30 protein-coding genes, 1 tRNA gene, 1 riboswitch and 2 other annotated features are annotated in these 26,626 nt (G+C 36.9%); of the genes, 10 read left to right on the plus strand and 21 right to left on the minus strand.

All coding sequences use genetic code 11. The features are described 5' to 3' along the window. The first annotated feature begins 237 nt into the window (after window positions 1-237). Window positions 238-558 carry a DUF4870 domain-containing protein gene (locus MHI02_RS02765; RefSeq protein ID WP_047185604.1) on the plus strand — a complete coding sequence of 107 codons (321 nt, stop codon included), beginning with the start codon at window positions 238-240 and terminating at the stop codon, window positions 556-558. 87 nt (window positions 559-645) lie between these two features. On the opposite strand, the gene MHI02_RS02770 is transcribed toward MHI02_RS02765, so the two are convergent. Further along, window positions 646-718 (minus strand) — tRNA-Ala (locus MHI02_RS02770). A 128-nt stretch (window positions 719-846) separates the two neighbouring features. On the opposite strand from MHI02_RS02770, the gene MHI02_RS02775 reads away from it, so the two are divergent. Then, window positions 847-1,137, plus strand: a complete 291-nt coding sequence (locus MHI02_RS02775; RefSeq protein WP_047185603.1) for a YhdT family protein — start codon at window positions 847-849, stop codon at window positions 1,135-1,137. Then, window positions 1,134-2,588: a sodium/pantothenate symporter gene (panF, locus tag MHI02_RS02780; protein ID WP_047185602.1), complete on the plus strand. Its 1,455-nt coding sequence runs from the start codon at window positions 1,134-1,136 to the stop codon at window positions 2,586-2,588. The genes MHI02_RS02775 and panF overlap by 4 nt, the downstream gene beginning before the upstream one ends. A gap of 20 nt (window positions 2,589-2,608) precedes the next feature. Here panF and MHI02_RS02785 read toward each other — a convergent pair whose 3' ends face one another. From MHI02_RS02785 to MHI02_RS02815, 7 genes are all read right to left on the minus strand, one after another. After that, window positions 2,609-4,594 (minus strand): acetoacetate--CoA ligase, encoded by a 1,986-nt coding sequence (locus MHI02_RS02785; RefSeq protein ID WP_047185601.1) that lies wholly within the window; start codon window positions 4,592-4,594, stop codon window positions 2,609-2,611. A 164-nt stretch (window positions 4,595-4,758) separates the two neighbouring features. Further along, window positions 4,759-5,283: a type 1 glutamine amidotransferase domain-containing protein gene (locus MHI02_RS02790; RefSeq protein WP_047185600.1), complete on the minus strand. Its 525-nt coding sequence runs from the start codon at window positions 5,281-5,283 to the stop codon at window positions 4,759-4,761. Between the two features lie 102 nt (window positions 5,284-5,385). After that, a complete protein-coding gene (locus MHI02_RS02795; protein WP_047185599.1) occupies window positions 5,386-5,634 on the minus strand; it encodes a hypothetical protein in 249 nt (82 codons plus the stop codon). Between the two features lie 401 nt (window positions 5,635-6,035). Then, window positions 6,036-6,482: a YueI family protein gene (locus MHI02_RS02800; RefSeq protein WP_047185598.1), complete on the minus strand. Its 447-nt coding sequence runs from the start codon at window positions 6,480-6,482 to the stop codon at window positions 6,036-6,038. A gap of 94 nt (window positions 6,483-6,576) precedes the next feature. Continuing rightward, window positions 6,577-6,759, minus strand: coding sequence for a YfhD family protein (locus MHI02_RS02805; protein WP_047185597.1), 183 nt, complete (start codon window positions 6,757-6,759; stop codon window positions 6,577-6,579). A 103-nt stretch (window positions 6,760-6,862) separates the two neighbouring features. After that, entirely contained in the window at window positions 6,863-7,666 is an 804-nt protein-coding gene (locus MHI02_RS02810; RefSeq protein WP_047185596.1) for a TIGR00266 family protein, read from the minus strand. A gap of 116 nt (window positions 7,667-7,782) precedes the next feature. Then, the gene (locus tag MHI02_RS02815) at window positions 7,783-8,394 is read right to left on the minus strand and encodes a spore coat protein (RefSeq protein WP_047185595.1); all 612 of its coding nucleotides are present in this window, start codon (window positions 8,392-8,394) and stop codon (window positions 7,783-7,785) included. Between the two features lie 297 nt (window positions 8,395-8,691). Here MHI02_RS02815 and MHI02_RS02820 point away from each other — a divergent pair, with 297 nt between their 5' ends. Further along, window positions 8,692-9,639, plus strand: a complete 948-nt coding sequence (locus tag MHI02_RS02820; RefSeq protein ID WP_047185594.1) for an MBL fold metallo-hydrolase — start codon at window positions 8,692-8,694, stop codon at window positions 9,637-9,639. A 42-nt stretch (window positions 9,640-9,681) separates the two neighbouring features. On the opposite strand, the gene MHI02_RS02825 is transcribed toward MHI02_RS02820, so the two are convergent. From MHI02_RS02825 to MHI02_RS02835, 3 genes are read right to left on the minus strand one after another with little or no spacing between them, the layout of a single operon-like run. Next, on the minus strand, window positions 9,682-9,873 hold the full coding sequence (locus MHI02_RS02825; protein ID WP_244986986.1) for a VOC family protein: 192 nt from the start codon (window positions 9,871-9,873) through the stop codon (window positions 9,682-9,684). Further along, window positions 9,870-10,079, minus strand: coding sequence for a VOC family protein (locus MHI02_RS02830; RefSeq protein ID WP_244986985.1), 210 nt, complete (start codon window positions 10,077-10,079; stop codon window positions 9,870-9,872). The genes MHI02_RS02825 and MHI02_RS02830 overlap by 4 nt, the downstream gene beginning before the upstream one ends. Before the next feature lie 43 nt (window positions 10,080-10,122). Continuing rightward, window positions 10,123-10,890: an exodeoxyribonuclease III gene (locus tag MHI02_RS02835; protein WP_047185593.1), complete on the minus strand. Its 768-nt coding sequence runs from the start codon at window positions 10,888-10,890 to the stop codon at window positions 10,123-10,125. Between the two features lie 447 nt (window positions 10,891-11,337). Between MHI02_RS02835 and MHI02_RS02840 the strand changes: the two genes are divergently transcribed. From MHI02_RS02840 to MHI02_RS02855, 4 genes are read left to right on the plus strand one after another with little or no spacing between them, the layout of a single operon-like run. Beyond that, a complete protein-coding gene (locus MHI02_RS02840) occupies window positions 11,338-11,697 on the plus strand; it encodes a GntR family transcriptional regulator (protein ID WP_047185592.1) in 360 nt (119 codons plus the stop codon). A gap of 12 nt (window positions 11,698-11,709) precedes the next feature. Further along, complete coding sequence (locus tag MHI02_RS02845; RefSeq protein ID WP_047185591.1) at window positions 11,710-12,399, plus strand: ATP-binding cassette domain-containing protein; 690 nt, start codon at window positions 11,710-11,712, stop codon at window positions 12,397-12,399. Beyond that, complete coding sequence (locus tag MHI02_RS02850) at window positions 12,396-13,238, plus strand: hypothetical protein (protein ID WP_047185590.1); 843 nt, start codon at window positions 12,396-12,398, stop codon at window positions 13,236-13,238. The genes MHI02_RS02845 and MHI02_RS02850 overlap by 4 nt, the downstream gene beginning before the upstream one ends. 15 nt (window positions 13,239-13,253) lie before the next feature. After that, window positions 13,254-14,465, plus strand: a complete 1,212-nt coding sequence (locus tag MHI02_RS02855) for a hypothetical protein (RefSeq protein ID WP_047185589.1) — start codon at window positions 13,254-13,256, stop codon at window positions 14,463-14,465. A 15-nt stretch (window positions 14,466-14,480) separates the two neighbouring features. Here the strand turns inward: MHI02_RS02855 and MHI02_RS02860 are convergent, their stop codons facing one another. Next, window positions 14,481-14,819: a thioredoxin family protein gene (locus tag MHI02_RS02860; RefSeq protein WP_047185588.1), complete on the minus strand. Its 339-nt coding sequence runs from the start codon at window positions 14,817-14,819 to the stop codon at window positions 14,481-14,483. A gap of 326 nt (window positions 14,820-15,145) precedes the next feature. On the opposite strand from MHI02_RS02860, the gene MHI02_RS02865 reads away from it, so the two are divergent. Continuing rightward, complete coding sequence (locus MHI02_RS02865) at window positions 15,146-17,041, plus strand: heavy metal translocating P-type ATPase (RefSeq protein WP_047185587.1); 1,896 nt, start codon at window positions 15,146-15,148, stop codon at window positions 17,039-17,041. A gap of 91 nt (window positions 17,042-17,132) precedes the next feature. Then, window positions 17,133-17,342, plus strand: coding sequence for a heavy-metal-associated domain-containing protein (locus MHI02_RS02870; RefSeq protein ID WP_047185586.1), 210 nt, complete (start codon window positions 17,133-17,135; stop codon window positions 17,340-17,342). 32 nt (window positions 17,343-17,374) lie between these two features. Here the strand turns inward: MHI02_RS02870 and lipA are convergent, their stop codons facing one another. From lipA to trpE, 9 genes are all read right to left on the minus strand, one after another. Further along, window positions 17,375-18,310, minus strand: coding sequence for a lipoyl synthase (gene lipA, locus MHI02_RS02875; protein WP_047185585.1), 936 nt, complete (start codon window positions 18,308-18,310; stop codon window positions 17,375-17,377). After that, entirely contained in the window at window positions 18,303-19,148 is an 846-nt protein-coding gene (locus MHI02_RS02880) for a lipoate--protein ligase family protein (protein WP_379566292.1), read from the minus strand. Before MHI02_RS02880 ends, lipA begins: the two co-directional genes overlap by 8 nt. Before the next feature lie 85 nt (window positions 19,149-19,233). Continuing rightward, a riboswitch (TPP riboswitch) is annotated at window positions 19,234-19,342 on the minus strand. 63 nt (window positions 19,343-19,405) lie between these two features. Further along, window positions 19,406-20,197, minus strand: a complete 792-nt coding sequence (gene trpA / locus MHI02_RS02885) for a tryptophan synthase subunit alpha (protein ID WP_047185584.1) — start codon at window positions 20,195-20,197, stop codon at window positions 19,406-19,408. A gap of 1 nt (window position 20,198) precedes the next feature. Continuing rightward, a complete protein-coding gene (trpB, locus tag MHI02_RS02890) occupies window positions 20,199-21,395 on the minus strand; it encodes a tryptophan synthase subunit beta (protein WP_047185583.1) in 1,197 nt (398 codons plus the stop codon). Next, window positions 21,373-22,011 (minus strand): phosphoribosylanthranilate isomerase, encoded by a 639-nt coding sequence (locus tag MHI02_RS02895; RefSeq protein ID WP_047185582.1) that lies wholly within the window; start codon window positions 22,009-22,011, stop codon window positions 21,373-21,375. The genes trpB and MHI02_RS02895 overlap by 23 nt, the downstream gene beginning before the upstream one ends. Before the next feature lie 3 nt (window positions 22,012-22,014). After that, window positions 22,015-22,800, minus strand: a complete 786-nt coding sequence (gene trpC / locus MHI02_RS02900; protein ID WP_047185581.1) for an indole-3-glycerol phosphate synthase TrpC — start codon at window positions 22,798-22,800, stop codon at window positions 22,015-22,017. Further along, window positions 22,801-23,826, minus strand: coding sequence for an anthranilate phosphoribosyltransferase (trpD, locus tag MHI02_RS02905; protein ID WP_047185580.1), 1,026 nt, complete (start codon window positions 23,824-23,826; stop codon window positions 22,801-22,803). Continuing rightward, the gene (locus tag MHI02_RS02910; RefSeq protein WP_047185579.1) at window positions 23,823-24,404 is read right to left on the minus strand and encodes an anthranilate synthase component II; all 582 of its coding nucleotides are present in this window, start codon (window positions 24,402-24,404) and stop codon (window positions 23,823-23,825) included. The genes trpD and MHI02_RS02910 overlap by 4 nt, the downstream gene beginning before the upstream one ends. Further along, entirely contained in the window at window positions 24,385-25,791 is a 1,407-nt protein-coding gene (gene trpE, locus MHI02_RS02915) for an anthranilate synthase component I (RefSeq protein WP_047185636.1), read from the minus strand. The genes MHI02_RS02910 and trpE overlap by 20 nt, the downstream gene beginning before the upstream one ends. Window positions 25,792-25,844: 53 nt before the next feature. Continuing rightward, window positions 25,845-26,087 (minus strand) — a binding site (T-box leader). 38 nt (window positions 26,088-26,125) lie between these two features. Beyond that, window positions 26,126-26,371 (minus strand) — a binding site (T-box leader). Between the last annotated feature and the right edge of the window lie 255 nt (window positions 26,372-26,626).

Below are 26,626 nucleotides of genomic sequence, written 5' to 3' on the forward strand. Positions count from 1 at the left end.
AGAATAAATCGGTTATTCTAAGGGGAGAATATGGTTGGGCGAAGGAAATCTCTCGCCTTTGAATTTGGGGATTCTTACTTTGTCGAGTGAGAGTCTTTTTGTTGTCTTGGGCACATTTTTAAAAGCTATTGCCTAGTTTAGGTCTAAATGTAATAGGATTATTGATGATATTTCCGACCATGTTTTTGGTTGCTAAAGTTCAAATTGCTTATCTATTAATTAGGAAATCAGGTGATTATGATAGAAGAAAATAAATTATTATCTGCACTGTGTTATTGGAGTATCTTTTTTGCACCTATCTTATTTCCAATCCTTGTGTGGATTTTCGGAAATGAAACAACCAAACTACATGCGAAAAAAGCACTATGGACACATATAATTCCAGCCATTGCTTCACTTATTGCTATTCTTGTTCTTGGAACCTTAGGATTAGGGTTATCAGAACCTACTGGAGCATTTTTCATTGCAACCATCATCGCTGTAGTCATATGTTTCCTTATTGATATATACTACTTTATTTGGAATATAATTAAGGGGATAAAAGTAATTACTTATTAGAATTCCGATATGAAGGAGTTATGAAAAAAACACTCTTGCTCATTCTATAGTTGAATAAGCAAGAGTGTTCTTTTGTTTGGTTATGAATGGAGCATAGGGGGCTCGAACCCCTGACCTCTTCACTGCCAGTGAAGCACTCTCCCAGCTGAGCTAATGCCCCGATTTATTACCATTATATAGGGGAATACTAATTATTTCAATATCCATTTAATAAATGGTCTAAATGATTTACACTTAACTAAGTATTGCATTATTATATAGAATATATAATTACTAGGAGGATGGACCTTGAATAAGGATAAAGAGAATCAAAAGGTAGATTATCGTATAAAAATAGGCAATCGTGAAGCCTTAATTGGTGTGGGGTTATTTTTATTCAACTTTGTATGGTGGTTTGCCTTTGCATATGGACTGGGTAGTAAAGATCCTTCTGAGTATTCCTATGTTTTTGGATTTCCATCATGGTTTTTTTATAGCTGTGTACTTGGAAGTATCATCATATGTATACTAGTTTTTATCATAGTAAAAGGTTTCTTTAAAGATATACCATTTGAGGATGAGGAGTTAAAAGATAAATGAATTGGCAAGCTACCATTACCCTTTTTGGGACAGTAGTATTAATCTTTTTAGTTGGATTATTTGCTAGTCGGCAAAAAGAGTCATCAGAATCATTTCTTCAAGATTATTACTTAGGTGGACGAAGTTTAGGTGGCTTTGTACTAGCTATGACGATGATGGCCACATATGGAAGTGCAAGTAGTTTTATAGGTGGTCCAGGTGTTGCCTATAATGAAGGGCTAGGCTGGGTGCTTCTATCCGTAACACAGATAGCGACTGGTTACTTTACATTAATGATATTGGGAAAACGCTTTGCTATCGTAGCCCGCCAATATAAAGCAATTACTATTGTAGACTTTTTAAAGGAACGTTATCAATCTAAGTGGGTCGTGCTACTTTCCGCATTTAGTATCGTTATATTCCTTTTCTCTACCATGGCTGCACAGTGGATAGGTGGTGGACGTTTAATTGAGTCCCTTACCGGATTACCCTATACTTCAGCATTGTTCATATTTGTAATTACTGTATTAGTATATGTTACATTTGGCGGATTTCGTGCAGTAACGTTGACAGATGCGGTTCAAGGGATAATTATGCTTGTTGGAACGTTAATTTTATTAATTGGTGTTGTTTTGGCTGGTGGAGGAGTTTCTAATATTATTCAGGACTTACGAATGGAAAATCCAAACCTTATCACACCATATGGAGCTGATGGGACATTAACTCCAACTTATGTTTCATCTTATTGGATTTTAGTTGGGATAGGTGTAGTAGCACTTCCACAAATAGCTGTGCGAGCGATGTCCTATAAAAATACAAAATCCCTTCATCGTGCACTTATTATTGGAACGATTGTAGTTGGATTTATTATGCTAAATATGCACTTAGTTGGAGTATTCGCACGATCCGTTATGCCTGGGGTCGAAATTGGTGATACGGTAATGCCATTAATTGCGCTTGAAGTATTACCTCCATGGTTGGCTGGTATTGTATTAGCGGCTCCACTAGCGGCAATTATGTCGACTGTAGACTCCTTATTGTTATTAGTAAGTTCCACTATCGTAAAGGATGTTTACATTAATTATATTAAACCAGAAGCATCAAGGAAAACGATACAGCGACTAAGCATGGGAGTAACAGGAATACTAGGAATCATTGTATTTTTAATGGCGATAGACCCACCAGATTTAATTATTTGGATGAATCTTTTTGCAATAGGTGGACTAGAAGTAACCTTTATGTGGCCGATTATTATGGGGCTTTATTGGAAAAAGGGGAATAAATATGGAGCAATCGCCTCGATGGTGGTTGGTATCGTTTCCTATGTTCTATTCGAATCCTTTTATCCAGACCCACTAGGAATGCACACCGTTGTTTCAGCTATGTTTTTATCCTTTCTTGCCTATGTAGGATTTAGCCTTATGTATAAGAAAAAGCAGTTAAGTTTAAATGGGGAGGGGACCAATCTATGAGATTCGTTCCCCTCTTTTTTTTAATCGTATTTTTCAGCAAACTTTATAAAATAATCTAATGCCTTTGCATTGGTTAATGATCCTTTATTGACTACTTGATCGACTGGTTTCCCCATTAATAATTTCTTAATAGGTACTTCCAGCTTTTTGCCGTTTAATGTCCTAGGTAAATCAGGTACTTCATAGATAGATGTAGGAACGTGTCTTGGTGAACATTGCGTCCGAATTTGTTGCTTTATGGATTGTTTTATCTCATTTGTTAAGGTGTAACCATCTTTCATCACAACGAATAGTGGGGTAGTCGAATCCCCATTTTGATTCGGTACATCCACAATTAAACTATCGGAAACTTCATTAATATTATCTACTGCACGGTATATTTCACTTGTCCCAATTCGGATTCCACCACGATTAATCGTTGCATCTGATCGACCATAGATGACACAAGTACCTCGATCTGTAATTTTTAAGTAATCCCCATGTCTCCAAATCCCTGGGTATACATCAAAATAGCTTTCATTTAGACGGGATCCATTTTTATCATTCCAGAAAAAGATTGGCATGGAAGGGAATGGTTCTGTTAAAACAAGTTCTCCAATTTCATTAATTCTACTTTGAGCCTTCTCATCAAAACTTTCTATCTTTGCACCCAAGCCGCGGCATTGTAATTCACCAGCATGAACTGGAAGAACGGGCGAGCCTAAAATAAATGCCGAACACACATCTGTACCACCACTCACTGAAGCAATCCACAAGTCTTTTTTAACCTTATCATAGCACCACTGGAAGCCTTCTGGAGGAAGAGGGGAGCCTGTCGAGCTTATACTCTTTAAGGATGATAAATCAAAGGATTCTCCTGGCTTTATACCATCTTTCATACAAGCGGAAATATAACTAGCACTAGTTCCAAAAACAGTTGCTTTTGTTTCTTCTGCTAACTTCCAGAGTCTGTTTTTATCGGGATAACTAGGATTTCCATCGTACAAAATGATGGTACTACCAGTAAGTAATCCTCCTACAAGGAAATTCCACATCATCCAACCTGTTGTCGTAAACCAGAAAAAGCGACTCTCTTCAGCAAGGTCAACATGAAAAGTTAATGCTTTTAAATGCTCTAATAAAATACCACCTTGGCTTTGAACAATTGCTTTTGGTTTACCAGTTGTCCCAGAGGAAAACAATATCCACAGTGGGTCATTAAAAGGGACATATTCATAGGTGAGTGCTGGTTTGGACTCGTTAAATGAAACAACTCGGTCCCAATGAATCGGATTTTTATAAGCATTAAAATTAGCATTTGAATCATCTAAATATGGAATAGCAATCGTTGCTTCTAGGGTTGGTAGTTCGGATTGGATTTTGGTGACGGTTTCCGTTCTGTTAAATGTTTTACCACCATATTCGTATCCGTCAATTGCAATCATTATTTTAGGTTCAATTTGTTTGAAGCGGTCAATAACACTTTGGGTGCCAAAGTCCGGAGAAGCGCTAGACCAGATTGCACCAAGGCTTGCTGTTGCTAAGAAACAAACAACGGTTTCGTAAATATTTGGCATATAAGCAACGACACGATCTCCCTTGACTACACCTAATTTTTTAAATGTTTGTTGCACTTTTGCTGTATCTTCATAAAGCTTCTTCCAAGTTACTTCGGCTTTCTCTCTATTTTCAGAAGTATGTATAATAGCGATTTGGTCATCTTTTCTATTTTTAAAAATGTGTTCCGTATAATTAATAAGTGATTCAGGAAACCATTTTGCACCCGGCATTGCATGAGTTGTTAACACAGTTTCATATGGATTTTTAGATTGAATTTGAAAGTACTCCCAAATCGATGCCCAGAATGATTCAACACCATCGACAGACCATTGCCAAAGCGATTGATAATTAGAGAAGTTTAAGTTTTTATGTGACTTTAACCAACTTATGTATTCGGTGATATTAGCTCTCTCTATTTGCTCTTCACTTGGTTCCCATAATAGAGTTCCTTCTTTAATTGTGCCCATTTCATCACTCCCCCTAATAAATAATTTGACTATTTATAATTATATATAATGTTACGGAGGAAAGTCTATTTAAAAAACCAGGCATTCGCTATCAATTAGAGAATACCTGGTTGTTTTTACTAAAATAATATGTTTATGAAAGGTTTAAAATGACAAGGTTGTTGCTACTTTTCAGCTAGGGTATCAATGAAAACCCTCATATAGTCTGGTAAATCAGGTGGCCTGCGACTTGAAACAATATGACGATCCGCCACGACAGCTTCATCAAACCATTCCGCTCCAGCATTCGTCATATCATCTTTGATTCCCGGTGTACTTGTTACTTTGACTCCGTTTAAAATATTTGCAGAAATCAGAACCCATCCAGCATGACAAATTTGGCCAATTACCTTTTGAGACTTGTCCATTGTCTGTACCATTTCTATCACTTGTGGATAGCGTCTTAATTTATCAGGGGCCCAACCACCAGGTACTAAAATAGCCTGATAATCATCAACTTTTATATCATCAAACGCAAAGTCAGATTCAGCGGGAACGCCATATTTTCCGATGTATTTTTTATTTGCTTCTTTCCCAACTAAATGAACGGTTGCCCCTTCTTCTCTAAGACGAAGCACGGGATACCAAAGTTCTAGATCTTCAAAGTCATCTTCAATAAGTGCTATGACTTTCTTATCTTTTAGACGCATCTTATTCCTCCTTGTAATGAGTCCTTATTTTAGTGTATCAGAGTAACGAATGTTTTTGTATGAAAAAACATTACTCTATTAGGAGTAATGTTTGGTAATTCTTTATTGCCCATCATACTTGGCGTACTGTATAAAAGTACGTTCATCCTCAATTAATCCACAATATGCACATTGAATCCGGTAATCTGGGCCTTTATATAGATTATGAAATACTTCTACTTGGTCATTTGTGTATTCATTTAAGACCTCACCAGTATTCGCATCTAATTTTACCGGTTTCGGAACTTGTTCAATTAAATTAAAACGTGATCTGTTTGTTTTGCAATTTGGACAACGATAAGCTTGACTCATTACAAAACACCTCCTTGGCTTATTATTCCTCGCTTTGAAAAAACTATTAGAATAAAATCGTTCTCATGGACAATTGAGGCTTGATCTGGGTATGAATTGTCCTTGATGGGCGTTCTCACGGCCAAAAATAGAGTGATCCGGGAAAGAATTGTCCGTGACAGGTGTTCTCACTGCCAAATGGGGCGTGAACCAAGAATGAATTGTCCGTGATCGGCATTCTCACGGCCAAATGAGGAGTGAACCAAGAATGAATTGTCCGTGATTGGTATTCTCACGGCCAAATGAAGCTTGAGCCAGATATGAATTGTCCGTGACAAGCGACCTCACAATTTTGCATGGAATTGCGCGGGATTTGTACTACGAAAAAAAGGGTCTGTTCCCTTTAGACCAGGAACAGACCATTATTTAAACCACTTCTTTACTTTTGAGAAAAGGGAGTTATTCTTTTCATCCTTTATACTATTTTCATCTTTCTTTTGTATTTCTTTTACAAATATATCCTCTTTATCAACAGCATAATCAAATGCTAAAACTGCACCAATATCTGTTTCATTTGTTTCATCTGTAATGATTGTATAGGGAATGTTATACTTATTGGCTAACGCTTTTTCCTCAGTTAAAAATCGTGATGAAACATGACCATTGATTAAAAGCTTAGCTCCCTTATTTTCCTTCATTGCATCTTCTAATTTATCGATTCCTTTATCAGACATGATTTGTCCAACTGTAAGAGCGAGTACGATTCTTTCTCGTAAGGTTCCTAAGTATTTTTTTCTTTCTTCTTCCTTTGGTAGTCGTGTACCGTACATTCCTTCTGTGAGATAATCATTTACTTCCTTACCGCTCAATTTATTTCATCCTCTATTCTATGTTGTATTCACCCTCATTTTACTAAATAAAGAAGGCGATTCAAATTAGAACCGCCTTAACAAGTCATTTTCTTTATAAATTTTTTCTTTGTTTTGCTCTCTGATCAGCAGCTTTACTTCTTTCTAATGCCTTTACATCCTCAGCATCAGCTAACTCTTGTGAGAATTCAATATCTCGACCATCGGATATTTGATTCTTCGGAGTTTGTGCTAAGAAGTTTTTACTGTTGCTGTTGTGGCTGTCTCTTCCACCCATGAAAAATCCACTCCTTCTTAAAGGATTTTACATAGATAGTATGTGTAAATTGTCTATTCTTACACCTTAAAAAAGGGGGCATATTATGGTAGACAAGTAAATGTTAATTTCGATCTCCACCTAGAAAATCGAATAATCCACCGGCTATACTACCTTCCCCTTTGGAATCAGAACCTGCACGTTGAGGCGCAGAAGCAAATACACGACTAGCTAATCTGCTAAATGGTAAGGATTGAATCCAAACGGTTCCTGGACCACGTAATGTTGCAAAGAATAACCCTTCTCCACCAAATAATGCTGTTTTGATTCCACCAACGTATTCAATGTTGTAATCGACATCTCCTGTCATAGCAACAAGACATCCTGTATCTACTCGAATCATTTCTCCAGGGGATAAATCCTTTCTATGAATCGTTCCACCTGCATGAACGAAGGACATTCCATCGCCTTCTAATTTCTGCATTAAGAATCCTTCACCACCAAAGAAACCTGTACCAAGTTTCTTTTGGAATTCAATACCAACAGAAACTCCTTTTGCCGCTGCAAGAAATGCATCTTTTTGGCAAATAAGTTTTCCGTTCATTTGACTTAAATCCATTGGAATAATTTTACCGGGGTAAGGTGATGCAAATGAAACATGTTTTTTACCTACTCCTGAATTCGTAAAAGCCGTCATAAATAGGCTTTCTCCTGTTAAAACACGTTTCCCAGCCCCTAGAAGTTTACCCATTAGTCCACTGCCTTGATTGGAGGAACCGTCGCCAAAAATGGTTTCCATCTTGATTGAGTCATCCATCATCATCAAACCTCCAGCTTCCGCAATTACGGTTTCATCCGGATCTAGTTCAACCTCGACAAATTGCATGTCATCTCCGTATATTTTATAGTCAATTTCATGGTTATTCATGTTTTCATTTCCTCTCCTTAATATGTAATTAATGAATATACGTTTTAATAAAGAATTAGGATTCAAAAACTTTTAAAAAAACGTGCGATCCTAAATAGAGCGCACGTTTTTCACTATTAATGAGTTTGACCTTGGACTACTCCAAAACTATTCATATAAATTTGCATGTCCTCTTGTTTTAATTGAGGAACTTGATAGTATTGGTTTCGGTTTTGATACAAGAACAGTTCATAAGCCATCTCAATAATGTTAGGAATACTATCAGCAAAAACTCGACGTACTACAGGGTTTGTAGCTTCAAGGGCAGCCAATGTGAAGGCAGACGCATTGGATTTTAAAATTCCCATCATAAACCCAGATACACACTGATCGTTAATTTCATTAACGGATTGTGCAGGGGTTTTAGGTTGAGTTGGTTGCATACCATAAATAGTGTTATTACTTGTTTGGCTGAAATTATACGTTTGTGTTTTGATTGTTGGTTCTTGACCTGTCTTCAAAGCTTGTACAAGTGAATTGTAAACTTGTGTGATATAAGCTTTATGCTTTGTCATCATCGTTTTTAATTCTGGATCTTGTACATGTTGCTCATAAAGCATGTACTGCTCCATTCCTCCAACTAATCCACCGATAGCTTCATGGGCATCCATTAGTTCGTGTCCACCATGACTAAACTGATCTGGGATTTGAGAAGAACCTTGTAAATTTTGGTTTTGTTGAGTATGCAATAAAATAACCTCCTTGAATTTGGTCACAATTATTATTAACGAACAAGGAAGACTTATTCGATTTTAAATCTGCTAATAAATGCAAAAAATGGTTTGGAGTTTTATCAGATGAGAAGTATTTTTCGCAAATCTATGCCGGGTGCTGATATTAAAGACGAAAGTTGATATTCCGCGAACAAGTCCTGATTTATCAATGCCTACTAAATTTCCCAACTATGTCAAACCCTTCAATGTAAACGTATTCCGCTTTTTGTGCTAACATAAAGGCAAGATTAATTTTTAAAGGGGGAAGGATTCATGAAGGAAAAAGATCCAATTCGAATTGATGAGAGGATTTCACTTATTGATGGATTTGATTTAGATATTGCCAACCGAACTGGAACGTATGTGATTGATGAGGAAGAACTTACACTTATTGAAACTGGGCCAAGTCCGTCCATTAAATATGTTAAAAAAGGGTTAGAATCACTTGGATTTTCTCTTGATCAAGTCAAATATATTATAGTCACACATATTCATCTTGATCACTCAGGTGGAGCTGGTTTATTGATTAGGGAATGTCCGAATGCAAAAGTTGTTGTACATCCAAGAGGGGAACGTCATTTAATTAATCCAAGAAAATTAGCTGCAGGGGCTAGAGCGGTGTATGGTGATAGCTTTTCGGAGTTATTTGATCCCATATTACCTGTACCAGAAGATCAAATTATTGTAAAAACAGAGGGAGATACGTTACAAATAGGTCCTAATTGTACGCTTAAATTTTTCGATACACCAGGTCATTCCAAACATCATTTTAGTATATTAGACCCTGTTAGTAATGGAATATTTACTGGGGATACGGTAGGAATTCGATATGAACAACTTAGTCAACTGGGAATTGATTTCTTCTTGCCGTCCACTTCACCGAATCATTTCGACCCAAATGCAATGAAGAATTCAATCCATAAGATTAAAGAATTGAATGTTAGTCGAATTTATTATGGTCATTTTAGTTGGTCTGAAAAAGTAGACGATGCTTTAAGTCAAGTTTCTCGTTGGTTAGATATTTTTGTCGATGAGGGAGAACAGGTAATAGCTGAAGGAAAGGGCTATGATGTTCTTGCGCAAAGATTGTTAGGAAAAGTTAAAGAAGAGTTAAGAGAGTTAGGAATTCCCAATGAACATGAGGTATACATTATTATCAACTTAGATATGCAGGTAAGTGCTTTAGGAATTATCGACTATTTTCAGAAAATCAAACAGTAAAAAGCGAAAGCACTCAAGGTGAAGACTTGAGTGCTTTGTTAATTATTTTTTCGTATAATTTAATTCCCATGCTATTCCGTATTTATCTTTCACTATTGCATGTTTAGCACCCCAAAAGGTATCTTGTAACTCCATTTGGATTTCACCTTCTTGAGACAAATCATTATAAATTTTAGTTATTTCTTCTTCGCTTTCTAAATCAGGTCCGAAGAGAATGTTGTTTCCATTTATCATTTGTTTGCCCAGTGAGTCTGCAAATAGATAATACAATCTTCATTTATGTGTAATTCTGCGTGGATGTATTTCCCTTCATGCCCCTTAAACATTTCAATCCCATCTGCTAACTGTGTATTCTTAATTTTTCCACCAAAAATCTGTTGATAATATTCAATTGCTTCTTTACAATTTTCAATGCGTAGATGCGGAATAAGTTTATTCATTTCGTAACCTCCATAATAAACAGTATTTCTTTTTTTCTTTGATTTAATCTAGGTTTGGGGATTTTATCTCTAACATAATTGGACAATGATCGCTTCCTAATATGTCGGAGCGGACGTGGGAGTCAATTAAAAGGTCCTTCATTCGTTCAGAGACTATAAAGTAATCAATTCTCCATCCTATATTTCGCTCACGGATCGTTTTCATATAGGACCACCATGTATAGATGTCATCTTTATCCGGATAGAAATAACGAAGCGTATCAATAAATCCAGAGTCTAATAAACGCGTCATTTTTCCACGCTCTTCGGTAGTAAATCCAGAGTTACCATGATTTGTTTTATGATTTTTTAAATCAATTTCCTGGTGTGCCACGTTTAAATCCCCACAATATATAATTGGCTTTTTCTCGTCCAATTGTTTTAAATAATGGTATAGTTCATCTTCCCATTCCAAACGATAGTCTAATCTAGTTAGATCTCTTTTGGAGTTCGGTGTATATACATTGACTAAATAAAAGGTATCGAATTCTAATGTAATGATTCTACCTTCCTTTTCTGTTTCCTTTGTACCAACGCTATAGGTTACAGACAACGGCTTTTGTTTAGTAAAAACAGCTGTTCCCGAATACCCTTTTCTTTCAGCGTAATTCCAATATTGATGATAACCTTCTAATTCAAGGTTAATTTGTCCATCTTGTAGTTTTATTTCCTGTACACAGAAGATGTCTGCATCGACTTTATGAAAATAATCTAAGAATCCTTTTCGCACACAGGCACGTAATCCGTTTACGTTCCATGATACTATTTTCATTAATAAACTCTCCTTTGCCTTGCAAAAAATCAAGCTATTAGAGGTTGTTCAAAAAGTCCGGTGAAAATGACATAGGGAGAGCGTTGCAACAAATCTTTACGGTGGGACAAGTAATCGAAGTCCCAGGACATTACGCATTTAGCCGACCTCGTTCCTTCTCATCCTCCTTTTTGAACATGCACTATTAGACATTTTATCACAAATAAGCATGAAACAATGAAGGTAAAACAGCGAATAGGGTCTAATTTTGTTGAGAAAATATTACCAGGGAAATATTATGTCGAAATAAAATATTTTATTTGAAATTGTATTGACAGCTACGATGTATTAATCATATAATACACAGGAGGCTGTATTAATCGGATAATACATTATTAATATTTTTTTACAAAAGGTGTATTAAGGTGGTAATACACTAAAACTAAAACATACTTAGGAGATGTTTTTATGAAATTTAACAAAAGGGATCCTGTTTATATTCAAGTCGTTCGGCATTTTAAGGAACAAATTGCAACAGGTCATTACGAGCCAGGACAGGAAATCCCATCTAGAAGAGAAATAGCAAATCAATTAAAGATTAATCCTAACACAGCGCAACGTGCGTATAAAGAAATGGAGGAAGCTGGTTTGATTTTTACAGAGGGAAATAGTCCAAGTAGGATTACGAACAATGAAGAAGTAATTGGCCAAATGCGAAACGAAATAATTTTAGAGGCTATTGAAAATTTCGTAGCAGCCATTAAGCCGATTAATGCCTCATTTGATGAAGTAGTTGGATTATTGAAAGAGAAATACGTAGAAGAATAGGGGGGAAGAAATATGATCGAGGTAAAAGATATCAAGAAAAACTTTGGGCTTAAGAAAGTACTTAAAGGAGTTTCATTTACTGCAAATAAGGGAGAAATCACGTGCTTAATTGGTATCAATGGTGCGGGGAAAACAACGATTATGAATGCCATTATGAATCTCACCCCAATAAAAGGTGGGGAAATATTAATAGACGGCGAAAGACTAACAAAAGAAAGTTATGAAAAGATAACCTTTATTCCTGATGCCATTACTATGCTTCCACAAATGAAGATAGGTGAAGCGTTACAGTTTATGAAGGACTTTTATAAAAGCTGGAATGAAGAACGTGCTAAAGAATTACTTTCGTTTTTCCGTTTGAAAGAGGAAGAGAAAATATCGAGTTTATCAAAAGGGAATACAGCGAAGGTTAATCTGTTACTAGGTCTTGGACTTGATGTGGACTATTTATTAATGGATGAGCCTTTCTCAGGAATTGATATTTTTAGTAGGGAACAGATTGCGGAAGTATTCACCAGTCATCTGGTAGAAGATCGTGGGGTTATCATTACAACACATGAAATTAATGACATTGAACATTTAATTGATAGGGCTGTCTTTCTTGACGATGGAATTGTATTAAGGGATTTTCGTACAGAAGAAGTTCGGGAATTGGAAGGGAAGTCCGTCGTGGATGTCATGAGGGAGGTTTATCAGAAATGAAAAACTATGTAAAGTTAGTTGATTTCGAGTTGAAGCGGTTTATGAAAATCTATTTAGCTTTAATTGGGATTGTTATCATTTCGCAAATAGTTGGTGTGATTGTGGAATCTAACCAATTTATGAACCTGGCAAATGGTGAGATGTTAGATGGATCTATGAACTTAGCCCAATTTTTAGAAACGTATTGGCCGTTAACCATGTCTCGCATCCTGTTTTCTAGATGGTTTATCTTACCTGTGGGATTGAGTGCAGCAGCTTTAATCTTTTATTGCTTCTTTATTTGGTACCGAGATTGGTTTGGAAAAAACACGTTTATCTATCGTTTATTAATGCTACCGACAGCAAGAATTAACATTTTGTTGGCAAAAGCAAGTGCTATTTTCTTAATGGTCTTAGGTTTAGTAAGCATTCAATTAATCCTTCTTCCAATTGAGAATATCATATTTCAGACAATTGTTCCCTTTGATTTGCGGGTGGATATGACTATAAGGGAGATAGTTAATGGTTCTGGGTACTACGGATATTTACAAATACTTCTACCTACTAGCATTGTTCAATTTTTCATTAATTACGGAATTGGTTTTATGACGGTATTTACGTTGTTTACTGCCATTCTCTTTGAAAGAAGCTATCGTATAAAAGGAATTATCTTCGGTGTAGCGTACTGTATTTTTGCATTAGTTATCTTTTTATCACCATTTATCATAGAAGTGTTTTCTGAATTTGGCTATTTTTATCCAGAGGAATTATTCATTATAGAAGTTATTTTAGGCATTATTGTAACAGGAATTTCGATTTGGGTTAGTCATTATCTTCTAAATCGGAAAGTAACGGTTTAAAGGAGGGCGAGAAACATGCGTTATTGGAAAGTAATTGTACTTGCGGCAATTGTTATCTTAGGTATTGGAACCTATTATATTCAAAATGCCTTTGCTAGTCCTGATTATCCAGAATTTCATTTAGAGAAGGTAAGTGGCGATGAGGGTGTCGTGGACGGCTTAATATTTATGGGAAGCTACATTGACAACTACAAAGAGTTTGGGGAAGATGTTAGGATTACACCTGAAGATACGATTTATCAAAGTGAACGTTCTTATTTTGATAATATGACGGAAGGTTTTCAGGACTCAACGATAAAAAGATTACAATCAGATTATCGGAAATTCATGCGTGGAAAAAATGAAAGTTCATCATCCTTTTTTGAAGATGATAAAAGGTTAATCTATGCAGATACATTCGGTAAAGAATCTGACGAAGGTTTTAAAATTGAAATGTTAGATAAAGAAACAAATGAAACAACAGATTTCCAAGTGGAGATACCTGAAAATAATATCAACTATTTGAATGTGGTGGATGTTCAAGCGGATGAAAAGGACGTTTTTATCACTACACGAAACTTCTATACCCATGATCCAAATAAACCAGAAACAGAAGAGGGTTACCATGTTTACCGTATTAATATAGAGAATGGGTCTCTTATTGATGATGAAGTCATCTTTGAAAATAAAACAGATCATTCCGATAAAGGATGGACTGAGTTGGTTGAAGTAAATAATGATACGGATATTGGAAAGGAAGATTATTTTGTCTTCCGATTGGACCATATAAAAGAAGTCGGTGAATATGATGAATACGATGATTACGAAACATATTATAAAACAGAGAGTTCCGATTTCTTTGCTTATCATTTTGGAACAAATGAATTAAAAGAGCTGAAAATACCGGATGAAGGATTAGGCGCGGACAAAACAGCTTATGTTCACGAAGGGGCGGTTTACTTCTTAAATAAAACGAAAAGCGGATTTGAGTTAATTCGTTATCAAATGGATAATGGGGAGCTGAATACGACTGAAGTTCCAACTACATTAGATTTATATGATGGTAATATATTTATCGTTTTCCATGATGGAAAAATGTATATCCCTAATTCAAGTTTAGAAAGTTCCACCGCTAATTTATTTGTGTTAGACGAAAAGACTGGAAAGTTAGTTTATGAAGGGAAAATGAGCGCAGACAGAGAATTGGAAAATGTATTTTTAGATTTAAATGAACTAGCTTTTGAATAAAGAAAATGTGGTTGGTTAGGGACCAACCACATTTTCGTATATTTTATCGATTTTTTGTTCGAATAAATCCATGTGAACGATTCGTGCTTCTCTTATATACTCTTTCCCATTAACAAAGAGTAACAGTACCGGGGCTGTAAAAATATTAAATCGACCCACAATTTCTTCTACTGTATCTACATTAACATGACCTAATCTGATGTTTGGATATTTTTCCATCAATGCTTGTACTTGTGGAAGAAGTCCGTGACAAACGCTACAGTTGTTTTTTGAAATATATATAAAGGATAACTTGGAGTTTTGAATAAAGGTATCGACCGTTTCTAAACTAGTTAAATCTTCAAATTCTCTCATTTCGTTCACCTCTTTTGAATTTAGTATATCAGCCCATGCGTTTGAAAGAAAATTGTACGTATACCTTAGGGGAAGCAAACTATACGAGCTATTTTTAAATGAATATACATATAGTACATCTAGACAAGAATTTGTTTAGAGTGTAATTTCCTTTGATCCATGATTCGTTCTCATATTGGGGAGGCCAAAATTTGTTTGGCTTTCCCATTTTTTTATGGTTGTAAAAAGATAAAAATACTTTCCAAAACTTGACCGGCGTCAATTTCTTTCTCCTTCATATAGTTTAAGCTAGAACTAGAAAGAAGGGAAAGGAAAGGTGAAGTCTTATGATATTAAAGATAAACAAGTTTAAAAATCAGATTACAGCCATTGCGGGATTCCTATTGGTATTAGCGTTAGTTGCACATTTTTCAGGTTTAACGGATGTAAAACAAGTAGCATTACTGATAGCGACAGTGATTGCGGGTATTCCAATTTTTCTAAAGGCGTTTCAAGCATTGCGAATGAAGGCGTTTAGTATTGAATTACTTGTCACCATTGCTGTCATTGGTGCACTGTTTATCGGTGAATATGTCGAGTCTGCGGTGGTGACATTCTTATTTTTATTCGGTGACTATCTCGAAGCACGAACATTACAGAAAACACGTTCATCTTTAAAGGACCTAATCGATATGGCACCTCAAGAAGCGGTTGTTTTAAGAAATGGGGAAGAGGTAACAGTTGAAATGAATGCGGTAGAGGTAGGGGATCACGTTATTATTCGCTCTGGTGGGAAGGTACCAGTTGATGGAAGTATTATTTCTGGGCAAGCATCTTTAAATGAAGCGGCAGTTACCGGGGAATCTGTGCCAAAAACGAAAAGGAAGGATGATAAGGTCTTTAGTGGAACGATTGTGGACAGTGGATACGTGGAAATGGTAGCAGAAAAAGTTGGGGATGACACAACTTTTGCTAAAATCATTGAGCTTGTAGAAGAGGCACAAGATTCTAAATCGAAAACAGAGAAGTTCCTTGATAAGTTCGCCAATGTGTATACTCCAGCAGTAGTTGTTCTATCTGTACTTGTGTATCTCATCACAAGAGACTTACACATAGCTATTACTTTCCTAGTAGTTGCTTGTCCAGGTGCCTTAGTCATTGGTGCTCCAGTATCTAACGTTGCAGGAATCGGGAATGGTGCGAAAAATGGCGTCCTTGTAAAAGGTGGAGAAGTAATGGATATATTCTCTAAAGTAGACACCATTGTATTTGATAAAACTGGTACATTAACAAAAGGGAAACCAGAAGTAACAGATATTAAAGTGTTCGGTGAGTATAAGGAAGAGGATGTATTACGATTGGTCGCTCAAGCTGAAACGGCTTCAGAACATCATTTAGGTAGAACAATCGTAAAAGAAGCGAATGATAGAGGAATGGAACTTTTCATGAAACCAACAGATGTTGAAGTCATGAAAGGTAATGGTATTCAAGCAACGGTAGAAGGCCATCATTTATCCATCGGAAATAGAAAATTAATGAATGCAGATGGGATCCATATGGTGGAGGAAGTATGCGCGTATGCCATAGAACGGGAGAAATTAGGAAATACAGCTATCTTTGTGGCCATTGACGGAAAAATTGCTGGAATCTTTTCCATTGCTGACCAAATTCGAGAAGATGCAGTAGAAGCACTAGCCGAGATGCGTGAAAATGGAATTAAGAAGATGATTATGCTTACAGGTGATAACAAACATACAGCAGAATTAGTTGCCGAAACATTAGGGTTAGATGAATTCCATGCTGAATTACTACCAGAAAACAAAGTGGAAATGCTTATGAAGTTAAAAGCGGAAGGTCATGTTGTTGCAATGGCTGGAGATGGAATTAATGATGCACCTGCAATTGCTACAGCAGATATAGGTTTAGCGATGGGTGAAGGCGGTACAGATGTATCCATGGAAACTGCCGATGTTGTCTTAATGGCGGACCAACTCATGCAATTCTCTCATGCATACGCTTTATCCAAAGCTACGATTCGTAACATGAAACAAAACACGTTTTTCGCAGTAGGAACTGTGTTTGTCCTATTAGCTGGGGTATTAGCAGGTTCCATCCATTTAGCCTCAGGAATGTTCATTCATGAGGCAAGTGTTCTACTAGTCATTTTAAATGCAATGCGTCTTATTCGTTTTAATCATGGAAATAGGAAGGGGGGAAGAAAAGTTCCAGTTGCAGAAGTTTAAGATAAAATTGTTAAAACTTGACCTAGGTCAAAGAAAAGAAACAAAAGGGATTTTATAATAAAGGTAGAACAAAACAAAGGAGAGATTTATAATGAAAACAATAAAATTCCAATTAGAACCACTAACTTGTCCATCTTGTATTAAAAAGATTGAAACAAAACTTGGTAAAATGGATGGTGTAGAAGAAGCGAAAGTTATGTTTAACTCAAGCAAGGTGAAAGCAACGTTTAACGAGCAGGAAGTAAAAGCGGAGGAAATGAAAGAGGTAATTGAAAAATTAGGATATCCTGTTCTAAATTAAAAAGAGGCCAATAAGGGCCTCTTCATTTTTAACTAAAAGATCTGCTTTTCTTCTTGATTTTCAATGCCCTTCATATATTTAATTCGATTTTGCTTGGAGGAATTACTAACTTGTTCATCCGCATGATAGGAAGAACGAACAAGTGGGCCGGATTCACAATGTTTAAATCCTTTTTCAAGTGCAATTTCTTTTAATTCGGCAAATTCATCTGGATGATAATAGCGTTCCACATTTAAATGTTTTTTGGTTGGTTGTAGGTATTGACCGATTGTCATAATATCCACGTCATGTGCTCGTAAATCATCCATTGCTTCGATGATTTCCTCTTTGGTTTCACCTAAACCTACCATTATACTAGATTTGGTTGGTATGTCTGGTGCAATCTCCTTCACACGCTGTAATAACTGTAAGGAACGATCATACTTGGCAATAGCGCGAACTTTCTTTGTTAATCTGCGAACGGTTTCTATATTATGATTAAAAATATCCGGCTTACTATCCATTAAGGTATGTAGGCTCTCATAATCACCTTTCATATCGGAAGGTAATACCTCAATCGTACAGCCAGGATTTGCGTTTCGAATGGCACGAACGGTGTTGGCAAATACAGCGGCGCCTCCATCATCTAAATCGTCTCGAGCTACAGCGGTTACAACGACGTGCTTTAATCCCATTATTTTAACAGAATCTGCAACCCGCTTCGGTTCTCCTAAATCTAATCCACTAGGTAGACCGGTTTTGACCGCACAGAACCTACAACCGCGTGTGCAGGTATCACCTAAGATCATAAATGTTGCTGTTTGTCTTTCACTCCAACATTCATGAATATTCGGGCATCTTGCTTCCTCACAAACAGTGTTTAGACTTTTCTCACGCATTAACTTCTTTAATCCAGTATAGGACTTATTCGTGTTTAATTTAATCTTTAACCATTCAGGTTTACGGAGATATTCCTCTTGTTTAGACACTTTTAATAGACTCCTTTAGTAATCGATGATAATTCCAATCCTCTGAACGATATTTAGTCTCTGCTAGATGATGTACTTCTTCCCATTGTTGTTTTGATAATTCAAAAGGACGGAAAGTAACGTTTAATCCATGTTGAAATCCTTGATAGAATGCATCCTTCACTTCGTCAAATGATTTCTGTTTATTTGTTAGTTGGTCGATAGTGATAGCTTTGCTTTGGAAAGCATCACGTCTACGTTGTTTTATTTTTTCAGATGGGAAACGGAATAAATCATAGAGCATCTTGATATCGAGACTCATTGGTATGGACCCATGCTGCAGTAGAACACCCTTCTTCCTTGTTTGCGCATTACCTGATAACTTTTTCCCATCTACTACCATTTCGTAAAATGCGGCCTTTTCAAAACATACAGCTGTCTTTTCTTTCATGGCGCTTCTATCGGGCATGGCATAATCAACCGTGATTCCTAGATTCTTGAAACCTTCATAAAGCCCTTTTGATAGGACGTGGTAGGCTTCTTTAATAGAGGTTGGAATTTCTGGGTGATCCTCTGAAACTACAATACTGTAAGTCAATTCATTATCATGTAGTACAGCGCTTCCTCCGGTTAGACGACGAACAAATTGGCAATGATAGCTATTTACATTGTCGAAATGGATTGATTTATGTACTTTTTGAAACTGACCAGCCGATAAAGTAGGATGTGACCAACCGTAAAAGCGTAATGTTGGCGGAATTTTACCCTCACTATGCCAGTTTAATAGGGATTCATCCATTGCCATATTAACTGCTGCATCCTGATGCCCACTGTCTAAAAAGAACCATTCTTCTTGCAAAAATTACCCCTCCTCTTAAATCAAAAAGACTGCACTCCAAAAAAGAGTGCAGTCTTTTGTACAATAGATGTATCTTACATCTAAAATCCTTTTGGCTGCACTTCCCCACGCTAGTATTATCCATATCGGGTTCAAAGGGTTTAAGCAATAGGGTATTGCTATTCTCAGCGACAAAGGCTCCCCTAGTGATTATTATATTACAAATTCATCATACCAATTGGTAAATCCTGGGTAAAGTAAATTGCTTTCTTAAAATGTTATGCATGAATACTAGTTTGAATGCTTCCTTGGATTAAATTTTTCACTTCGTTGTTTTTTCCTTGGTGTAAGAGGTCAACAATTTTACTACCAACGATAACCCCATCACAGTGAGAACTTAACTCATGCGCTTGTTCCACAGTAGATACACCAAATCCTGCTAATACAGGAACGGTACTATATTTCTTTAGGTTTTCTAAATAGCTTTTTACATTGTCGCCATGGGAACTTCTAGCGCCCGTAGTCCCCATTACGGCTACAGCATAAAGGAAACCTTCTGATTTACTTGCGATTTCTTTTAATCGTTCCTCTGGACTAGTCATAGCAGCAAGGCGAATAAATGCTATTTTCTCATTTTTTAAGTGGGTTGCAATCGGGCCTTCTTCTTCCATTGGGACATCTGGGATAATGATACCGTCTACCCCAGAATCCGCACAGTCCTTAGCAAACTGTTCCATTCCATAACGATAGATTGGGTTTACGTAGGTCATTAAAATAATCGGAATGGAGCGGTCTACCTTCGTTGACTTCAGAAATTCTAAAATGGATGCTAATGATGTACCATTAGCTAAAGCACGAATTCCAGCTTCTTGTATGGTTGGACCATCAGCGATTGGATCGGAAAAAGGAATGCCTAATTCAATGGCGGAAGCTCCACTTTCCTGTAAAAAGTTAATACGTTCTTCTAATAGATCTAATCCGCCATCACCAGCCATGATATAAGGAACAAACAAATTTTGGTTGGCTGCCTGTTTTTGTTGTAATGCCTGTTCTAGTTTTTGTCTCCCCATCTTATTCTGCCTCCAATCTAGCTTTTACTTGTTCCACGTCTTTGTCCCCACGACCAGAAAGACAGATTACTAGTGTTTCTTTAGAAGTCATTTCTTTTGCTAGTTTCATTGCAAGTGCAACAGCATGAGAGCTTTCTAAAGCTGGGATAATACCTTCTGTTTTCGATAAGAATTGAAATGCCTCTAGTGCTTCCTCGTCTGTAATTGGTTTGTATGTTGCTCGTTTTGTAACGTGTAAATGGCTGTGTTCTGGTCCGATTCCTGGATAATCCAATCCTGCTGAAATAGAGAAGGCTTCTTTTACTTGCCCGTTTTCATCCTCTAATAGATGAGACAACGTACCGTGAAAGATTCCAAGTTTTCCTTTGGTTAAAGATGCGGCGTGATCCTTTGTCTCGACACCTAAACCTGCAGCTTCTGCTCCATATAATTTTACTTCTTCGTCTTCAATAAATGGGTGAAACATGCCGATGGAATTACTTCCACCACCAACACAGGCTACGACAGCGTCAGGTAACTTCCCAGTTTGTTCGATGATTTGGAGCTTTGTTTCCTTACCTATAACGGATTGAAGGTCACGAACCATTTTAGGGAATGGGTGTGGTCCAACGGCCGATCCAAGAATATAGTGCGTATCATTCACATGACTAGCCCAATAACGTAGGGCTTCATTGGTTGCATCTTTCAATGTTGAGCTTCCCTGAGAGACACTACGCACCTCGGCACCTAATAGTTCCATACGAAATACATTAAGCTTCTGGCGTTTCATGTCTTCAGCACCCATGAATACGATACAATCAAGACCTAGAAGAGCACAAACGGTAGCAGTTGCCACTCCATGTTGCCCAGCACCGGTCTCTGCAACCACTTTTTTCTTACCCATTCTTATAGTTAGTAACGCCTGACCAATTGTGTTATTGATTTTATGCGCCCCAGTATGATTAAGGTCTTCCCGTTTTAAAAAGATTTTTGGACCACCTAGTTGTTTGGATAATTGTTCCGCGTAGTATAATGGTGTTTCTCTTCCTATATATTGTTTTAAATAGTAATCCAGTTCCTCTGTAAAGGAAGGATCAACCATAGCTTCCTCGTAAGCTTTTTCTAATTCTATTAATGCGGGCATTAATAATTCTGGTACAAACTGTCCTCCAAATTCTCCGTATCTTCCTTTATTATCAGGCATGGTGTACGTTGTCAATGTTCTCATCCTTTCTTGTTTGTTTAGCTATTTGGATAAATTGCTTTATTTTTTTATGATCCTTCACGCCATCTGTTTCAACGCCACTAGATACATCGACGCCTGCTGGGTTAATTGTAGTAATAGCTTCTCGAACGTTTTCAGTGTTTAGTCCACCTGCAAGCAGAATTTTACTGGAATCAATCGTAAGTTGATGAACTAATTCCCAATCAAATGTCTTTCCGTTTCCGCCTCGGTATTTACCTTTAGGACTATCTAATAGGTAAAAATCACAAGGATAATCAGAAATCGTAGAGACAGTTTCGGGTTCCATGGCAAAGGCCTTAATGACTTTATAAGGAATCCTTCGGGCGATATCAGGTGTTTCATCCCCATGTAATTGGATATAATCTAATCCAACCGTTTCGGCGATTTCTATCATTTTATCAATGGATTCATTTACGAATACGCCAACTTTTTTCACGTGATCTGGAATGGTTTCAGCAATTTTGGTAGCTTCTTCCGGTTCTATCTTCCGCTTACTTTTGGCAAAAACGAAGCCAATTAAATTTGCCCCATTTTCTACGGCAACCTCAGCAGCTGCTTTGGTCTGAATACCACATATCTTAACGAGCATGAATCATTTAGCTCCTTTCAATAGAAGGGGAACCTTTAATTCTCGGAAGGCCTCATCGATATCATCCGCTAGCATAAGTGTTTCTCCGACTAAAATTACCTTTGCACCAGCATCTCTAGCACGAATGACATCTTGCTGTGTTTTCATGCCACTTTCGCTGATTAGGATAGTGTCAGGATTTGTTACCATGGATGCTAGTTTTTCTGTAGTAGCTATATTAACGTCAAATGTCTTTAAGTTTCGGTTATTAATCCCGATAATCTCGGGATTTAATTTCAAGGCACGTTCCATTTCTTCTTCATTATGCACTTCAACGAGAATCTCCAAATCTAGGTTCTTTGCATAGTGATAAAGTTTTTCTAAATTTGTATCATCAAGTGCAGCGACAATTAGAAGGATAATATTCGCACCTGCTGCTTTAGCGCGGTCAATTTGAATCGAATCGATTATAAAGTCCTTACACAAAATAGGTAGGTTAACTGCCTTCCTTACTTCACGTAGATCCTCCATCGTTCCATTAAAAAATGCTGGATCGGTTAAAACAGAAATAGCTGAAGCTCCGGATGCTTCGTATTGTTTTGCTTGTTGAACAGGGTTTACCTCCATCTTAATGTTTCCCTTAGAAGGGGAGGACCGTTTAATTTCTGAGATGATACACATGGAATGAGATGATTGAACTTTTTCTTTTAATGAAATAGTAGAATCATAATCAATTGGTTCAAACGTTTGATTGAAATACTGTTTTATTTCCGTTTCTTTTTCTTTTAGGATTTTATCTAGAATAGTCAATTAATACACCCCGCTTGGAATTTTCTTACTATACTCGATTAGTTTTTCTAATTTCTCTAAAGCAGCTCCTGATTCAATACTTTCTCTTGCTAGTTCAATACCATCTTGGATTGTTTCGGCTTTTCCGTTTGTAAAAATACCGAGTCCTGCATTGAGAAGGATCGTGTCATAATAAGCACCTTTTTTTCCTTGTAACACACTTAATAAAATGTCTGCATTTTGTTTAGCGTCTCCACCCATGATTTCCTCTTTCGTATAGGTTGGTAATCCAACACTCTCAGGAGTTAAGGTGAGTTCTTCTATATGACCTTCATTTAAGAATATAAGGTTGTTTTTCCCGGATAATGTCGCTTCATCTACGTTTCCAGCGCCATTAATAACAACAGCGCGACGGCGTCCTAATTTTTTCAACGACTCGGCAAGAACGGGTAATAAGGCTTTGTTGTATACACCTAAGAGCTGCGTATCTAATGGAATTGGATTGGTTAATGGGCCAATGATATTAAAAACAGTTCGGATACCTAAGTCTTTTCGCACTTTCGTAAATGGTCTTAATGCTCCATGGACATTTGGTGCAAATAGAAATGCAATTTTATTCTCATGGAGTAATTCCTCCACATGGTCCTTGGATAAGCTTAGGGAGACACCTAATGCTTCTAAAACGTCCGCACTTCCAGATTTACTTGTAATACTCCGGTTTCCGTGCTTAGCAACCGTAATTCCAGCACCAGCTAGAACAAAAGCAGATGTGGTACTTATATTGAAGCTGAACGATTTGTCACCACCTGTCCCGCAATTATCTATGGCATCAGGGATTGGTGTGGTATGAAATGTTGACTTGGACCGAATAACTTCTACAATACCTGCAATCTCTTCCGCGGTTTCTCCTTTACTGTGTAAAGCCGTTAAAAGTGCGGCAATTTCTGAATCGGTAACGGTATCGGTTAAACAATATTCTGTTACTTCTTTCATTTCATCAAATGTTAAATCTACTCGGTTAATTAACTTTTCTAAATAGCTTTTCATTGAATACTCTCCTTTCTTATTTCCTTTAAAAAGTTTAGAATCATTGTTTTGCCTGTTGTCGTACCAATAGATTCAGGATGAAATTGTACGCCAAAAACAGGATATTCTTTATGTCTAATCGCCATGATTTCATCATCTTCCATAGAGGTAGAAACCACCTCTAATTCATCTGGGAGTTCATTAGAAACGTAGGAATGATATCGCATGACTTCTAAAGGATTAGGTAGTTGGTTAAAAATACCTTTTCCATTGTGGGTGACTAGTGATGTTTTTCCATGTTTTATTTCTTTTGCCTGTCTTAATGAACCACCAAAGGCTTCTGTAATGGCTTGATGTCCTAAACAAATTCCGAGAATAGGGATCTGTTTGTAAACGTGTTGGATAACTTCCAGGCAATTTCCAGCTTGTTTGGGTAAACCCGGGCCAGGAGAAATGACAATAGCCTCAGGATTCATCTTTTCAATTTCATTTATCGTAATCATATCGTTCCTAACCACTTTTACTTCAACATCGGCTTCACAAAAATACTGGTACAAGTTATAAGTAAAAGAATCATAGTTATCCATTAACAAAATCATACTTATCTACCTCCATTAAGGATCTGGCTTTATTTAATGTTTCTTCATATTCCGTTTCCGGGTTCGAGTCAAATACGATTCCTGCCCCAGCTTGAAGGTAAGCCTTGTTGTCTTTTACAATAAGCGAACGAATGGCAAGTGCTATATTAATGTCATGATTAAAGTTGATAAAGCCGATACCACCTGCATATGCCCCGCGTTTTTTCTCTTCTAATTCGTTAATAATTTGCATGGCGCGGATTTTAGGTGCTCCAGAAACGGTGCCTGCCGGTAAACATGAAATCAATGCATCGATACTAGAATAATTTGCTTTCAATTTTCCTTTCACTTCAGAAACAATGTGCATGACATGTTGGTATTTTTCGATGGTCATATAAGTAGGTATCGAAATTGTACCCGTTTCACAGACGCGCCCAAGATCATTTCGGCTCAAGTCTACCAACATTTTGTGTTCCGCAATTTCCTTTTCATCCTCAAGTAGTTCTTTCATTAATGCCAAATCTTCTTGAGCTGTTTTCCCACGTACCCTTGTTCCAGCTATGGGGTTTGTTATAATTTCGTCACCTTGTGTTTGCACAAGGCTTTCTGGTGAAGCACCTAAGAGTAGGTAGTCCTTAAAGTCAATGTAAAACATATAGGGGGACGGATTTGCTTCTCTTAATTTTTGATAAAATAGAAAAGCATCTCCTTCCACATCTGCAACTAAACGTTGGGACAATACGACTTGAAAAATATCTCCTTTTTGGATGTGCTCTTTTGCTTTGTTTACATTTTCCATAAAAGCTTCTTTAGAAATTTCTGGCGTGAAATTCATTGATGCATTATTAGGTACCTTATTACTGCCTTTCCTTTCTATACTTTTCTTTAATTTTTCTAAACGCTTATCTAGTACAATCTCAGCCTCATCTTTGATGTTAATCGTAATAAGATAGATTGCATCGCTATTATGGTCATAGACAATGATATTTTGAAAAAGCATAAAATGAATATCCGGCATGTTACGATCGTCTGGTAAGGTTTCACCAATGTCTTCAAACTGACGGATGGCATCATATCCGGTGTATCCAACCGCTCCACCATAAAAGGGGAGGGGGATAGGGAAATCTAATTTTGGTAGATGATTTTTTAAATAGATTAAGGCATTCTGTGTTATTACCTCTTGTGAATGTGAATCATGATTGATTACAGTTGTTTTATCGTGATATCCGATAATTTCTTCGTAAGGATTTGCTCCGATAAATGAATACTTTCCTTTTCTTTCATGTGGAAAGGTGCTCTCTAGTAAAAATTTCTTTTTCCCCGTTAATTTTCTGTAAATATCAGTAGGTGTTAAGGAATTGGCTTGTAATTTCGTTAATTTATAAGTTGGTGTACTCAATTTAGTCATTCCTTTCGTTAAAATAAAAGTCCTCAGGTAAACAAAACAATTTGTAATGTTTACCTGAGGACGAATTTGGTCGCGGTGCCACCCCAGTTGAAAAGATGTTATCTTTTCCACTTTTTCCGTTAACGTCGGAATCACGTGTTTCCCTACTTAAAAGATTGTTCAAGAAGCGAACATTCACTTTATTTCAGGAAACCTCTCATAAGTCCATTCAGCAAAGATCGTGTACTGGATTTCCACCATCACCAGTTCTCTGAGTCACGATGATTTTGCTTACTACTCTTATTCAACGATTTATTTAATAGGTTTTTTTAAAATACAAAAAGGCCCCTCATCCTTAAAGGACGAGGGACCGCGGTACCACCTTTATTAGCTAAGTAGCTCAACTTTAGCAATACAAAGTTAAATAACTTTTGTATTGTCTCGGGTAACGATGAGACGAAATCGCCAAAGCCTACTACAATCGATCAGTTCGGTTTGGAAGCTCGGAAGCCCATTCATCTACGTAATCACACTGGTTCGCACCAACCACCAGCTCTCTTAAGTGTCAGCATAGATTACTCTTCTTCGTCATTGCTTAATCATTTAATTGATTGTGCTTATCTTAGAATAGATTATCTTAATTGTCAATAGTTATTTGAAAATTTCTTCTGTATATTTTCCAGCTCAATCTTCCTTTGTCCACAACAGATATCCACAAATCACATTATATTGTGGATAATAGAGTCAACTCTTGTTATTAGGGAAAAGTATTATGCACAGCTTTATGTGGATAACCATATTGTTTCCTGTGAATATTGTGGATAACTATAAATCCCCATCTAATTGTGGATGAACC

Origin of the sequence: Oceanobacillus sp. FSL K6-0118, assembly GCF_038006665.1 — a bacterium.
GTDB lineage: Bacteria > Bacillota > Bacilli > Bacillales > Amphibacillaceae > Oceanobacillus > Oceanobacillus caeni.

Excerpts from the sequence above, each read along its gene's own strand:
- MHI02_RS02795 (WP_047185599.1), bottom strand. The coding sequence starts at position 5,634 with ATGAGTCAAGCTTATCGTTGTCCAAATTGCAAAACAAACAGATCACGT.
- trpA (WP_047185584.1), bottom strand. The coding sequence starts at position 20,197 with ATGGGGAGACAAAAACTAGAACAGGCATTACAACAAAAACAGGCAGCC.
- panF (WP_047185602.1), top strand. The coding sequence starts at position 1,134 with ATGAATTGGCAAGCTACCATTACCCTTTTTGGGACAGTAGTATTAATC.
- MHI02_RS02835 (WP_047185593.1), bottom strand. The coding sequence starts at position 10,890 with ATGAAAATAGTATCATGGAACGTAAACGGATTACGTGCCTGTGTGCGA.
- trpE (WP_047185636.1), bottom strand. The coding sequence starts at position 25,791 with ATGACTAAATTGAGTACACCAACTTATAAATTAACGAAATTACAAGCC.
- trpD (WP_047185580.1), bottom strand. The coding sequence starts at position 23,826 with ATGAAAAGCTATTTAGAAAAGTTAATTAACCGAGTAGATTTAACATTT.
- MHI02_RS02820 (WP_047185594.1), top strand. The coding sequence starts at position 8,692 with ATGAAGGAAAAAGATCCAATTCGAATTGATGAGAGGATTTCACTTATT.
- MHI02_RS02840 (WP_047185592.1), top strand. The coding sequence starts at position 11,338 with ATGAAATTTAACAAAAGGGATCCTGTTTATATTCAAGTCGTTCGGCAT.
- MHI02_RS02860 (WP_047185588.1), bottom strand. The coding sequence starts at position 14,819 with ATGAGAGAATTTGAAGATTTAACTAGTTTAGAAACGGTCGATACCTTT.
- MHI02_RS02845 (WP_047185591.1), top strand. The coding sequence starts at position 11,710 with ATGATCGAGGTAAAAGATATCAAGAAAAACTTTGGGCTTAAGAAAGTA.
- MHI02_RS02830 (WP_244986985.1), bottom strand. The coding sequence starts at position 10,079 with ATGAATAAACTTATTCCGCATCTACGCATTGAAAATTGTAAAGAAGCA.
- MHI02_RS02850 (WP_047185590.1), top strand. The coding sequence starts at position 12,396 with ATGAAAAACTATGTAAAGTTAGTTGATTTCGAGTTGAAGCGGTTTATG.
- MHI02_RS02870 (WP_047185586.1), top strand. The coding sequence starts at position 17,133 with ATGAAAACAATAAAATTCCAATTAGAACCACTAACTTGTCCATCTTGT.
- MHI02_RS02810 (WP_047185596.1), bottom strand. The coding sequence starts at position 7,666 with ATGAATAACCATGAAATTGACTATAAAATATACGGAGATGACATGCAA.
- MHI02_RS02765 (WP_047185604.1), top strand. The coding sequence starts at position 238 with ATGATAGAAGAAAATAAATTATTATCTGCACTGTGTTATTGGAGTATC.
- MHI02_RS02895 (WP_047185582.1), bottom strand. The coding sequence starts at position 22,011 with ATGCTCGTTAAGATATGTGGTATTCAGACCAAAGCAGCTGCTGAGGTT.
- MHI02_RS02825 (WP_244986986.1), bottom strand. The coding sequence starts at position 9,873 with ATGATAAATGGAAACAACATTCTCTTCGGACCTGATTTAGAAAGCGAA.
- MHI02_RS02855 (WP_047185589.1), top strand. The coding sequence starts at position 13,254 with ATGCGTTATTGGAAAGTAATTGTACTTGCGGCAATTGTTATCTTAGGT.
- MHI02_RS02910 (WP_047185579.1), bottom strand. The coding sequence starts at position 24,404 with ATGATTTTGTTAATGGATAACTATGATTCTTTTACTTATAACTTGTAC.
- MHI02_RS02865 (WP_047185587.1), top strand. The coding sequence starts at position 15,146 with ATGATATTAAAGATAAACAAGTTTAAAAATCAGATTACAGCCATTGCG.
- MHI02_RS02790 (WP_047185600.1), bottom strand. The coding sequence starts at position 5,283 with ATGCGTCTAAAAGATAAGAAAGTCATAGCACTTATTGAAGATGACTTT.
- MHI02_RS02805 (WP_047185597.1), bottom strand. The coding sequence starts at position 6,759 with ATGGGTGGAAGAGACAGCCACAACAGCAACAGTAAAAACTTCTTAGCA.
- MHI02_RS02785 (WP_047185601.1), bottom strand. The coding sequence starts at position 4,594 with ATGGGCACAATTAAAGAAGGAACTCTATTATGGGAACCAAGTGAAGAG.